This window comes from Martelella mediterranea DSM 17316 (assembly GCF_002043005.1).
Taxonomy (GTDB): domain Bacteria; phylum Pseudomonadota; class Alphaproteobacteria; order Rhizobiales; family Rhizobiaceae; genus Martelella; species Martelella mediterranea.
In genome coordinates, this window is record NZ_CP020330.1 from 4,545,084 (window position 1) to 4,557,665 (window position 12,582).

Here is a 12,582-nt window from a genome sequence, read left to right on the forward strand (position 1 = left end):
TCTCTTCCGCTTCAGTTCATCAGCTTCGATGCCGGGCCGATGCTGCGGTTGATCACCGGCAGGATTTCCTTTTCATAGGACGCTTGGTCGATCGGGCCGATCTTCTTGAAGATGATGGTGCCGTCGGCGCCGACCACGAAGGTCTCGGGGATGCCGTAGACGCCCCAGTCGATCGCCTCCGCGCCGTTTTCGTCGACGCCGATCGCGGCATAGGGATTGCCGAGCTCGTTGAGGAATTTCAGCGCGTTTGCCGGCTTGTCCTTGTAATTGATGCCGACGAGGTTGATCGCCGGATCTTTCGACAGTTCCAGAAGATAAGGGTGCTCGGCGCGGCAGGGGATGCACCATGAGGCGAAGACGTTCACCAGCGTGAACTTGCCATCAATCGCGGCATCGTCAAGCGCCGGGCGGTTGCTGCCCTCAAGCGCGGGCAGGTTGATCGCCGGCGCCGGCTTGCCGATCAGGACAGAGGGAATTTCGGACGGATCGTGGCCCGAGACGAACTGCCAGCCGAACACGCCGAACAGACCGACAACCACGACCAGCGGAATGGCCGCGACCAGATAGCGGCGCGTTTTGCCCTTCTCGCTTTCGCTCATGAGCGGCCCCGGACGCTGCGGCGGGCGGCGCCCGCCTTTTCCAGAGCGTCAAGCTCGCGCCGTCTGGCGCGGCCGTCGACGAGCAGCCAGAGCACCAGCGCGGCGAATACCAGCGCGGTCGCGCCGTAGGCGGCGTAGATGAAGAATGCGTGGCTCAATGAGTCATCCTCGGCGCTTCAGCCCGGCTGGCCGCGACCCGGCGCATGGCGGAAACGCGGCGGCGCAGGATCTCGTTGCGCATGGCGGCAAGATGCATGGTGAAAAAGGCGAAAGTGTAGGCGAGCGCCATCACGGCAAGCGGCCACAGGAACACCGGATCGATCGTCGGCCCGTCCAGCCGGATCACGCTTGCCGGCTGATGCAGCGTGTTCCACCAGTCGACCGAGAACTTGATGATCGGGATATTGACGACGCCGATGAGAATCAGGATCGCGGCAAGGCGGGCGGCGCGGGCCGGCTCGTCCACCGCGCGGTGCAGCGCGATGATGCCGAGATACATCAGGAACAGGATGAACACCGAGGTCAGCCGCGCATCCCAAACCCACCATGCGCCCCACATCGGCTTGCCCCAGAGCGAGCCCGTCAAAAGCGCCAGAAAGGTGAAGGCGGCCCCGATAGGAGCGGCAGCCTTGTGCGCGACATCGGCGAGCGGATGACGCCAGACAAGCGTGCCGAGCGCGGCAAAAGCCATCACCACATAGCACATCATCGAAAGCCAGGCGGCGGGCACATGAATATACATGATCCGCACAGTGTCGCCCTGCTGGTAGTCAGCCTCGGAGGTGAAAGAGAGCCAGAGCCCGACGGCGAAAAGCGCGACGGTCACGGCGATCATCGTCGGCAGCACGCGTCGGACGAGGCCCAGAAACCGCGTCGGGTTCGCAAGCCCCGAAAACATTCCGCCCTTTGCCATCGTCTGGTTCATCGCCGTCACCGCTTGCTGTCGATCATGGTTTCGCTCAATCATCCGCCTGACGCAAGGCCACAGCCGCGGCAACCGGGCCGACCACCGCAAAAAACAATGTGATCGCGGTGAGCAACAGGAAGGGCGGGAGGAACGGATCGATATCGGAGGTCACCGCATAGCTAGCCCCGACGCCGAAGATCAGCACCGGGATCGAGAGCGGCAGGATCAGGATCGGCACCAGCAGTCCGCCGCGCGGCAGCGAGACCGCGATCGCCGCGCCTGCCGCGCCGATAAAGGTGATGGCCGGCGAGCCGACGAATAGCGTGACGAAAGCCGCGCCAAGCCCGGCCGGGTCGATATTCATCAACAGCCCCATCGCCGGCGACAGGATCACCAGCGGCAGGACATAGCCGGTCCAGTGCGCCAGGCATTTGACCAGCACGATCAGCACCAGCGGCTCGTCGCGCATTTTCAGAATGTCGAGCGAGCCGTCGTCGCGCTCGGCGCGGAACATGCGGTCGAGCCCGATCAGCGTCGACAGCAGCACCGCGATCCACACCATGGCCGGGCCGATCCGCGCAAGCAGCGCCAGATCGGGGCCGACGCCGAAGGGCACGACCGCGACGACCGACAGGAAAAACAGCAGACCCACCAGCGCGCCGCCGCCGGCGCGGACAGACAGAAGCACATCGCGGCGATACAGCGCCCACATCGCTTAAGCCTCCGCATCCATGAAGGGGTCGGTGGCAAGCCGCACCGGGCCGGAAAAGCGCATTTCCCGCGCATTTGCGAGATCGAGCGGCTCATGGGTCGCCGCGATCACGATCCCTCCCGCGGCAAGATGCGCGTTCAGGAGGCCGGAAAACAGCGTCTTCGCCGCGCTGTCGAGCGCCGCGGTCGGCTCGTCGAGCAGCCATACCGGGCGATGGCTGCATAACAGCCGCGAAAACGCGATCCGCCGCTTCTGCCCCGCCGATAGAAAACCGAAAGGCAGGTCGAGTACGTCGATCAGGCCGACCGCATCGGCGGCGTCATCCACCGCCATCCCCGCGCCGTCGCCGAAATCGCCCGTCAGGGCCTTCCAGAAGTCGAGGTTCTCGCGCGCCGTCATCTCCGGCTTCATTGCGTTGAGATGGGCGAGGTAATGGGCGGCGAAGGCAAGCGGCAGGGGCTCGGCACCGTCGCCTGCAAGTAACCACGACTTGCCTTCCGCCCCGCCGACCAGCCCCAGCATTGCCCTGAGCGCGGTCGACTTTCCCGCCCCGTTCGGGCCCGTGAACATCAGGCTCTCGCCGGCGACAAGCGACAGCGAAAGCCCGCTGAAGATCAGCAGGTCGCCCCGGCTCACGGTCAGATCATCGGCCCTGACGGCAATTGTCATGATGTCTCTATCCCTGGAGCCGTCTCTGCCGTTCGAACGGCAAATTTAAAAAAAATTCAAATTTCAACACAGTTGATCTGGCACCTTTCTTAGAAATTATCTATAAGATGCGCAACCACGCCAGCGGCCGGCGTGAATCACATCCTTGCGCCGAACCTGGGGCATTTGTCCCACGTGCGGACAGCGGAAATGGTCGTACCCGCATCCTGATGTCGTAAGTACATGGGCGTTCGCACGGCTGGTCTAGGCCAATCAGAATGAGCGGGGTTTTATCCGTGGCTAAATCACTGGACAGTTTTGAATGTCGTTCCACACTCGATGTGGGCGGAAAAGAGTATGTCTACTACAGCCTGCCGAAGGCTGAAGCTAACGGGCTCGAAGGCGTCTCGAAGCTTCCGTTCTCCATGAAGGTTCTTCTGGAAAACCTGCTTCGCAACGAAGATGGCCGCTCGGTCACCAAAGACGACATTCTTGCTGTCGCCAAGTGGCTTAACGACAAGGGCACGGCCGGCGCCGAGATCGCCTACCGCCCGGCCCGCGTGCTGATGCAGGACTTCACCGGCGTTCCCGCCGTTGTCGACCTCGCCGCCATGCGCGACGGCATCGTCAATCTCGGCGGCGATCCGGAAAAGATCAACCCGCTGGTGCCCGTCGACCTTGTCATCGACCACTCGGTCATCGTCGACGAATTCGGCACGCCGCAGGCCTTCGCCCACAATGTCGAATATGAATACAAGCGCAATGGCGAGCGCTACCGCTTCCTGAAATGGGGCCAGCAGGCGTTCAAGAACTTCCGCGTTGTGCCCCCCGGCACCGGCATCTGTCACCAGGTGAACCTCGAATATCTCGGCCAGACCGTCTGGACCAAGGAAGAGGACGGCGCGGAAGTCGCCTACCCCGACACCTGCGTCGGCACTGACAGCCACACCACCATGATCAACGGCCTTGGCGTTCTCGGCTGGGGTGTCGGCGGCATCGAGGCGGAAGCCGCCATGCTCGGCCAGCCGGTTTCCATGCTGCTGCCGGAAGTCATCGGCTTCAAGCTCACCGGACAGCTCAAGGAAGGCGTCACCGCCACCGACCTCGTGCTGACCGTGGTTCAGATGCTGCGCAAGAAGGGCGTCGTCTCCAAGTTCGTCGAGTTCTACGGCGCCGGCCTTGATTCGATGACGCTCGCCGACCGCGCCACCATCGGCAATATGGGCCCGGAATACGGCGCGACCTGCGGCTTCTTCCCGGTCGACTTCGAAACGCTGCGCTATCTCGACATGTCGGGCCGCGCCAAGGACCGGATCGCGCTGGTCGAAGCCTATTCGAAGGCGCAGGGCATGTATCGCGAATCGGGCGGCGAGAACCCGGTCTTCACCGATACGCTGGAACTGGACCTCGGCGACGTCGTTCCGTCCATGGCCGGCCCGAAGCGCCCGGAAGGCCGGATCGCGCTCGAAAACATCGCCTCCGGTTTCTCCGAAGCCATGGTCGACATGTACAAGAAGGACAAGGGCGAGATCGACAAGCGCTATGCCGTTGAAGGCACCGATTACGATCTCGGCCATGGCGACGTCGCGATTGCCGCGATCACGTCCTGCACCAACACCTCCAACCCCTCGGTGCTGATCGCTGCCGGGCTTCTCGCCCGCAACGCCGTCGCCAAGGGCCTGAAGACCAAGCCTTGGGTCAAGACTTCGCTCGCGCCCGGATCGCAGGTCGTTGCCGAATACCTGGAAAAGGCCGGTCTGCAGGATGACCTCGACGCGCTCGGCTTCAACCTCGTTGGTTTCGGCTGCACCACCTGCATCGGCAATTCCGGTCCGCTGCCGGCCCCGGTCTCCAAGACCATCAACGACAAGGGCCTGATTGCCGCCGGCGTTCTCTCCGGCAACCGCAACTTCGAAGGCCGCATCTCGCCGGACGTTCAGGCCAACTATCTGGCATCCCCGCCGCTGGTTGTCGCCCATGCGCTGGCCGGCACGGTGAGGAAGGACCTGACGACCGAGCCGCTTGGCGAGGACAAGGACGGCAACCCGGTCTATCTCAAGGATATCTGGCCATCCTCGAAGGAAGTGCAGGAGACGATCGAGAAATACGTCACCCGCGAACTCTACGAGACCAAATATGCCGACGTCTTCAAGGGCGACGAGAACTGGCAGGCGGTTCAGATCCCCGACGGCCAGACCTATGCCTGGGACGACAACTCGACCTATGTCCAGAACCCGCCCTACTTCGTCGGCATGGGTAAGACGCCAACGGCTGTTTCCGATATCAAGGATGCCCGCATTCTCGGCCTGTTCGGCGACAAGATCACCACCGACCACATCTCTCCGGCCGGTTCGATCAAGGCGCAATCGCCTGCCGGCGAATATCTGATGGGCCACGATGTGGCGGTTGCCGACTTCAACCAGTACGGCACGCGTCGCGGCAATCATGAAGTGATGATGCGCGGCACCTTCGCCAATATCCGCATCCGCAACCACATGCTCGGCCCGAACGGCAAGGAGGGTGGCTACACCATCCACTATCCGTCCAAGGAAGAGATGTCGATCTTCGACGCGGCCATGGAATACAAGAAGGAAGGCGTTCCGCTCGTCATCTTCGCCGGCGGCGAATATGGCAACGGCTCCTCGCGCGACTGGGCGGCCAAGGGCACCAACCTGCTTGGCGTGCGCGCCGTAATTGCCGAAAGCTACGAGCGTATCCACCGCTCCAACCTCGTCGGCATGGGCGTCATCCCGTTCACCTTCGAGGACGGCGCGACCTGGGAAAGCCTCGGCCTGAAAGGCGACGAGACCGTCTCGATCGAAGGCCTCGCCGACATCAAGCCGCGCGAGAAGAAGATCGCCAAGGTCACCTTCGCCGATGGCACGGTCAAGGACGTCCCGATCCTCTGCCGGATCGACACGCTCGACGAACTCACCTACGTCAACAATGGCGGCATCCTGCAAACGGTGCTGCGCGACCTGGCGGCGTAAGGCTGCTGGTTTGACGGTTGAGAATCATGAGCCGGGCGGCACGAACCGCCCGGCTTTTTTGTGGTCAGGCGGTCTCTGCGTACCTGACCGCCCCGGCATTGATAAAACAGGCCTTGTCGAACAGGCCGAGATCGAGCGCATTCGGCAACCGCAGATCGGACAGGGTCGGAAAGGCCCGATTTGCCCCCTCGAAACGACGGTCAATCTGGGCGACGAAAACGAAAATATGGCCATGGCGACGGGCATGGGCGCGCAATACCCGGATCTGCTGGTCAAGCGGCGGGTTTTCGCGTCGCTGGTCCAGAAGTTGCAGATAATCGATGACCGCAAGCGTGCCGGCCGGCGCCGCGCCAAGCCTTGTGATCACATAGTCCGCCGAAATCCTGTCACTGTCGTCGAACACGAACCGGACCTCATCCGGCGTCCGGTTCAAGGCTCGGAAATGACGCAGCATGCCGACTGCCGTCTCCTCCAGCGAGAAGAAAAAGGCGCGGTGGCCGGCGCGCGCTGCGTTCAGCGCGAGTTCGAGCGCCAGCAGCGTCTTGCCCTGACCGGGACGCGCCGCCGACAGCAGCAGGTCGCCCGGCGCGAGCTTCTCATAGATGCCGTTGGCGGAACGGGCCGAGGGAACGGAGGCGGCAAGCGCGCTCCAGCTTTCAAAGCCTTCCTGGATCGCCAGGCGGTCCAGCGCACGATTGAGCGGAATGTCTTCTGCGCGGGCCAGTTTTCTGGCGCTATGTTTCAGCCGATAAACGGGTCGGGAGAGTTTCATGGATCAAACCTTCCATCCCGGACGAACGTGCAATCCCTCCTTATGCGATGGTCCGGACAGACGGTTTCATCGTGAAGCTCGGCACGTCAGGTGCTTTCCCGAATGGAGGGGGGCGGCGCGAGCAGCGCACGGTACGTATGATAACGGCAAATCCGATTCGGCAAAAGCGTGGACCAAACGGAACGCTTCCCAGCGAAAGGCGGAACGTTGTCCGGCCACCGGCGTTCACCCGATAACATCTGAAAAGCGCACCACCCGCGGAGCAACACGTGAGCGACAGCCCCGAGCAGGACCCGCAATCGCTGAGCGGCATCACGAAAGAGGCGCTGGACCATGCCGATGGCGCGCGGGTTTCGGTGGACGACATGCTGTCGACCTTCGGATCGGCCTCCTTCGTGCCGCTGCTGATCCTGCCGTCGCTACTGGTGATGTCGCCGCTCGGCGGTGTGCCGGGGCTCTCCTCGCTGTTCGGCATCATGATCGTGCTGATCGCGGCCCAGGGGCTGATCGGCCGCAACAGCATCTGGCTGCCCGGCCTCATCCGCCATCGCGCGATCGAACGCGACAAGGCAGCCAAGGCGATGAAAAAGATCTTGCCCGTCACGCGCTTCATCGACCGCCATTCGCACAGGCGGCTCTCCTTCCTGTTCCGCAGCCCGCTTGATCGCATTCTGCCGCTTGCCTGCGTGCTCGCCGGCGCGCTGATGCCGGTTTTAGAACTGGTGCCATTTGCCTCCGCCTTTCTGGGGCTCGCGGTCACGCTGATCGCCTATTCGATGCTCAGCCGCGACGGGCTGTTCGCGGTGCTCGCGGCCATTCCGATTGCTGGGGCCCTGTGGGTGGGCAAGACCGTGATCCTGTAACCTCACACGCGTTTTTCACCCCATCGTGACTTTCCGTTGATTCTGTATGGCGCTAGATTGGCCGCCATGTTTGATACGCGTTGGCCAATGTGGCCACGCAGCGATTGCAAACCGGTGAAGGCTCCTGCCGTGCTGAAGCAGACGATCATATCGGCCGCCGTTCTCGCGGCGTTCGCCGCCGCCACGGCGCATGCCGGCAAAATAGAAAAGCCGCTCGGCGTGGTGGAACTGTTCACCTCCCAGGGCTGTTCCTCCTGCCCGCCCGCCGACAAGGCCGCGGCAACGCTTGCCGATGACGGCGACGTGATCGTGCTCAGCTACCATGTCGATTACTGGAACTATCTCGGCTGGACCGACACGATGAGCAGCCCGGAAAACACCAAGCGGCAGTATGATTACAGCGCCGCGATGGGCCGTTCCGGCGTCTACACGCCGCAGGCCGTGGTCAACGGGCGGGCCGAGATGGTCGGCACCAGCCTGGACAAACTGCGAGCAACGCTTGCCGATCTGAAATCCGATGGCGATGGCCTGAACGTGCCGGTCAGCCTGCGCAAATCCGGCGATGAGGTGATCATCGATATCGGTAGCGGCAAGGGCAAGGCCGATGTGCTGGTGGTCTATTTCAAGAGCCGCGAGCAGGTCGCGATCAAGGACGGCGAGAACGAAGGCCGGACCATCGACTACCGCAATATCGTCACCGATGTGCAGACGGTGGGCATGTGGCACGGCGAGGCCACCAAGGTCACGCTGCCGGCCCGCGTTCTGGAACCGCGCGAGAGCGACGGCTGCGCGATCCTGCTGCAGGCCACCGACGCAGACGGCAATCCCGGCGCGATCTTCGGCGCGACGATGGTGACCGCGGACTGAGCCGCCGTAACCGCGTCCGAAAAACCGGAAAAGCCGCCGTTCCAGCACTTTCCGCCCGCTTCAGCGCGGAAAATTAACAACTTCTTTACCATGTTGCGCGAATCCTTGTGCCAGGACTTTTGATGCGGTTCTGCGCGCCGGGGGGATTTGCGCGCAGCCGCCAACATTTTGGGGCAGCGGTATGGCGCAGGCGCGGATGGCACAGGAGAGGGCAGAGGCAAGACCCGGTCTCGACGCGCTCAGCCAGACGATCGAAGGCCTCGAGGCGCGGCTTTCCGAGATGATGGAAGCCCGCGCGTCCGGCATGGCTCCGCGCGGACCTGCCAGATCGCCCGACTACCGCGACCGCGCCCCCCGCGAGCGCCGCCTGCCGGCCGAGCCCGCCAATGCCCGTCTCGACGCCGAACTGCGCGATATTTCCCGCACGCTGAAGGATCTCCGCCAGTCCGTGCGCGACGATTTCACCGCGAGCCTCAGGGACGAACTCGCCGGCCTTCACACCATGCTCTCCCAGATCGAGCGGCAGACCGATACCCGCGACATCGACGACGACACCCGCAGCGAGCTGCTGCGGATTTCCGAGGGCGTCGACTGGCTCTTGAGCAATGCGGCCGCCGATGACGACAGCCGGCTGATGGCCGAGTTCGATCATCTGCAATCGCTGCTGCGCGGCCTTGCCGATGCCAAGAGCGTGGCCCGCCTGGAAAGCCGTTTCGACAATCTCGAACGCCAGATCGCGCCCTTCGATCCGGCCCGGCTCGATCTCGAACTGACGGCGCTGGCGCGCGGTCTCGACGATGTGCGGCGTTTTCTTGAGTCCGATGATAGCGGCCACAGTCTTCAGGAGATCGAAGCCCGGATGGCGGGGCTTGCCGAAGCCATGGAGGTGCTTTGTGCGCGCATTCCCGCTTCCGGCGACCGGCTCGACGGCCAGATGCACGCGATCGAGCGCCGCATCGACGATATCGACCGCAATCTGGAGCGGATAGGCCGCCGCCAGAGCGAGACCGTGCGCGACCCGGCGGTGGAGCGGCTAGAATCCCGGCTTGGCGATCTTTCGAACGCGGTTGCCGCCGTCGACTGGCAGATGCGCGACCAGAGCACCAAGCAGGCGACGCTTCTGGAAAACCTCGACGCGGTTGCCCGCCGCATCGAAAGCCATAACAGCGCCGATGCCCATACCAGGCTCGAAACCCGCATCGAGGCGCTCGCGGGCGCGGTCGAGCGGATCGGCAGCGAGCGCAACACGCTCGGCAAGGCGGTCGCCACGCTTTCCGACAAGGTCGGCGATATTGATCTCACAAGCCTTGAGCGCCGGATCGCGGCGAAGCTGGACAGTGTCGGCGCGGGCAGACTGAGCGAGGCCGATCGGCGCGAAATCAGGGATCAGATCGGCCATCTGGCCGACCTGATAGAGAGCCGTGATCCCCGCGCGATCGAGGATGCGGTCAACCGGCTCAACGACAATATCGCCGGGCTCGACCTCAAGGGCGCCGAACGCCGCCTGGCGCAGAAGATCGACACGGCCGGCGCGGATGGGTTCAGCGCCCATGACCGGCGCGAGCTGAAAAGCCAGCTTTCCAACCTCGCGACGCTGATCGAAAACCGGCGCGGCATCGAGCCGGCAGCGCTCGAAGACGCCGTCTCCCGCATCACCGGAAAGATCGGCCAGATCGACTTTTCCGCCGCCGAACGCCGGCTCGCGGCCCAGATTTCCGCCATGCCGGTTGCCGGCGCAGACCCCGAACTGCGCCAGAAGATCGAAGCCAATCTTGTCGCCGAAAGCCGGGTGGCCGAGCGTCTGGACGCCCTCGACATCGCCGGCCTCGAGGAACGGCTGTCGCGCAAGATCGCCGCCGTGGAGCAGAACGGCGCGGAAAGCCGCCTCTCGGCGCAGTTGACGGCGCTTGCCAACCGGCTGGAGGAAAGCCGTCGCGACAAGAGCGGTCCCGAACTACAGAAGCTCGAACGCCAGATCGCCGAACTCACCACGCTGATGAACCGGCCGGAGCCGAAACTGCCGATCGGCGAGCTCGAGGAGCGGATCGGCGCGCGCATCGAGGCGCTGTCGGCCAGCAATGACGATCTGGTGATCGAGGCCGCCCAGCATGCGGCGGAAGAAGCGCTGAAGAATTTCGAGGCCGGACGCAAGGGCGAGAGCGACGAACATATCGAAATCATCAAGGGTCTCGCGGCTGATCTGAAGGCGCTGCGGATCCCGGCGAACGCCGATCAGGACAAGGCCAGCGCGGGCCTGCACGACACATTGAAGACGATCGCGAGCCGCCTCGATGCCATGCCCGGCGTCAAGACCCCGGAGGCCCCGGACGCCGCCGGGACGCCGGAAGCGCGCGAGAAGCCGCTGCCGCGTCCGCGGGTTCAGCCGTCCGCCCCCCTTGGCCCGCCGCCGTTCGAAACCCGTTTCCACGCCAGTTCTTCCGATGCGAAACCGGAGGAAGACGGTAGCCAGGACGTTCTGGATATCCTGTCGCGGGTGCGCGCGGGACAGAAGAGGGACGCGATGCCGAGCCACGGCCCCGTGCTGCCGGTGCATGAACGCCCGGTGTCGGAGAGCCGGAAAGGCGCGCGCTCCAAGCCCGCCGGCGTCATCAGCGAAGGTCTCGGCCCGCGCACGCCGCGCGCCGACCTGATCGCCGCGGCACGCCGCGCGGTCCACACGGCGGTCGAGGAAACCGGCGAAACGGAAACGACCGAGACGGCCGAGCCGCCCAAGGACAGGTTTTCCCGTCGACCGGTCTATCTCGCCGGCGGCGCGATCCTGCTTGCGATCCTGGCCTATCCGCTGCTGACCGGCATGGGCCGGGACCGCGACGCCATTCTCCAGGCGACGCAGTCGCTCGACGCCGCCACGATCAGGCGGGAAGCGCCGGCGCCCGCGCCGGTCAAGGTCAGCAACGTCGCGCCCGAGCGCGCCCCGGCCACGATCGACCTGACCATGACGCCGGTGGTCAAGAACAATTTCGCGCCCGAAGAGGTCGCAAGCGCGCCGGTGCGCGCCTTCAGCATGATCGAAACCGACAATGTGGTGACCGGCAGCATCGAGCCCGATGCGACCACGGACGCCGCCCCGTCGCCCGTGGCTGAAAAGCTCAAGAAGGCGGCTGCCGCGCTTGAAGACAAGGCGGAAGAAGCGGTGGAGACCGCCGCGGTGACCACACGGGATGTACTTGACGTGCTGAACGCGCCGGCAAAAGCGTCTCCCGACGCGGTTGAAGCGAAAATGCCCGTGGCCAGCGCGCCGCCGGCAGAGACCCCGCCCCGGCAGACCGAAGCCGCCGCAACGGCCTCCGAAACCGGTTTCCGGCCGATCACGGCCGATCTGCCGGCCGGCCTTGAAACCAAGCTTCTCGCCGATGCCGCCAAGGCCGGCGATCCGGCGGCGCTTTACGAGATCGGCCTGCGCTATCTCGACGGACTGGGCTTCAAGCAGGATCTCTCAAAGGCCGCCTTCTGGTTCGAACAGGCGGCCGAGCGCGGCTCCGCTCCCGCCGCCTTCCAGCTCGGCAGCCTCTACGAGAAGGGCACCGGGGTTGACGAGGACGCGGGCAAGGCCGTCTCGCTTTATCGCGAAGCCGCCGAAAAGGGCAATGTCAGCGCCATGCACAACCTCGCCGTCATGCTCGCCAATGGCGCGGACGGCGGCAAGCCCGATTTCACCGAGGCGGCCGAATGGTTCCAGAAGGCCGCCGATCACGGCGTCGCCGACAGCCAGTTCAACCTCGCCATCCTGCATGCCCGCGGCGCCGGCGCCGATGCCGATCTCGTGCAGTCCTACAAATGGTTCGCCGTCGCTGCCAAGGAAGGCGATGCCGAGGCCGCGAAGCGCCGCGACGAGGTGGCCGAAGCGCTCGGCGATGCCGATCTCAACCGTGGCCGCGAACTCGCCGAAAACTGGAAGGCCGAGCCGCTCGATGACGCCGCCAACCGCCTGACAAGCCCGAAAGAGTGGACCCCGGCTGACCTCGTCGCCGCCAGCGCACCCGTCGACAAGGAAACCGTGGTGCGCGATATCCAGACCATCCTCAACAAGAACGGCTACGATGCCGGAGCCGCAGACGGCGTGCTCGGCGCCAAGACCGATGCCGCGATCAAGGCGTTTCAGAAGGCAAACGGCTTTGCGGCGGACGGCGCGATCACGCCCGAACTGGTAAAGGCATTGCTGGCCCGCAACAGCGCCTGAAAAGAATTGCAATATCACGGCTT

Annotated in this window: 10 protein-coding genes; 4 read left to right on the plus strand and 6 right to left on the minus strand. The window is 64.3% G+C overall.

What is annotated here, in order from left to right; all coding sequences use genetic code 11:
• Positions 1-11 precede the first annotated feature (11 nt).
• From Mame_RS21175 to ccmA, 5 genes are read right to left on the minus strand one after another with little or no spacing between them, the layout of a single operon-like run.
• Entirely contained in the window at positions 12-599 is a 588-nt protein-coding gene (locus tag Mame_RS21175) for a DsbE family thiol:disulfide interchange protein (RefSeq protein ID WP_018064418.1), read from the minus strand.
• Positions 596-757: a heme exporter protein CcmD gene (ccmD, locus tag Mame_RS21180; RefSeq protein ID WP_018064417.1), complete on the minus strand. Its 162-nt coding sequence runs from the start codon at positions 755-757 to the stop codon at positions 596-598. Before ccmD ends, Mame_RS21175 begins: the two co-directional genes overlap by 4 nt.
• The gene (locus tag Mame_RS21185) at positions 754-1,524 is read right to left on the minus strand and encodes a heme ABC transporter permease (RefSeq protein WP_018064416.1); all 771 of its coding nucleotides are present in this window, start codon (positions 1,522-1,524) and stop codon (positions 754-756) included. The genes ccmD and Mame_RS21185 overlap by 4 nt, the downstream gene beginning before the upstream one ends.
• 34 nt (positions 1,525-1,558) lie before the next feature.
• Complete coding sequence (gene ccmB / locus Mame_RS21190) at positions 1,559-2,218, minus strand: heme exporter protein CcmB (protein WP_018064415.1); 660 nt, start codon at positions 2,216-2,218, stop codon at positions 1,559-1,561.
• Between the two features lie 3 nt (positions 2,219-2,221).
• Positions 2,222-2,887, minus strand: a complete 666-nt coding sequence (gene ccmA, locus Mame_RS21195; RefSeq protein WP_018064414.1) for a heme ABC exporter ATP-binding protein CcmA — start codon at positions 2,885-2,887, stop codon at positions 2,222-2,224.
• Positions 2,888-3,162: 275 nt separating this feature from the next.
• Here ccmA and acnA point away from each other — a divergent pair, with 275 nt between their 5' ends.
• On the plus strand, positions 3,163-5,856 hold the full coding sequence (gene acnA / locus Mame_RS21200; RefSeq protein WP_026173406.1) for an aconitate hydratase AcnA: 2,694 nt from the start codon (positions 3,163-3,165) through the stop codon (positions 5,854-5,856).
• A 64-nt stretch (positions 5,857-5,920) separates the two neighbouring features.
• Here the strand turns inward: acnA and Mame_RS21205 are convergent, their stop codons facing one another.
• On the minus strand, positions 5,921-6,628 hold the full coding sequence (locus Mame_RS21205) for a DNA helicase (protein ID WP_018064412.1): 708 nt from the start codon (positions 6,626-6,628) through the stop codon (positions 5,921-5,923).
• Positions 6,629-6,897: 269 nt separating this feature from the next.
• Here Mame_RS21205 and Mame_RS21210 point away from each other — a divergent pair, with 269 nt between their 5' ends.
• The 3 genes from Mame_RS21210 (at position 6,898) to Mame_RS21220 (ending at position 12,559) form a co-directional block, all read left to right on the plus strand.
• Complete coding sequence (locus Mame_RS21210) at positions 6,898-7,491, plus strand: exopolysaccharide biosynthesis protein (RefSeq protein ID WP_018064411.1); 594 nt, start codon at positions 6,898-6,900, stop codon at positions 7,489-7,491.
• A gap of 129 nt (positions 7,492-7,620) precedes the next feature.
• Positions 7,621-8,358, plus strand: a complete 738-nt coding sequence (locus Mame_RS21215; protein WP_018064410.1) for a DUF1223 domain-containing protein — start codon at positions 7,621-7,623, stop codon at positions 8,356-8,358.
• A 196-nt stretch (positions 8,359-8,554) separates the two neighbouring features.
• A complete protein-coding gene (locus Mame_RS21220) occupies positions 8,555-12,559 on the plus strand; it encodes a peptidoglycan-binding protein (RefSeq protein WP_155122165.1) in 4,005 nt (1,334 codons plus the stop codon).
• Positions 12,560-12,582 lie beyond the last annotated feature (23 nt).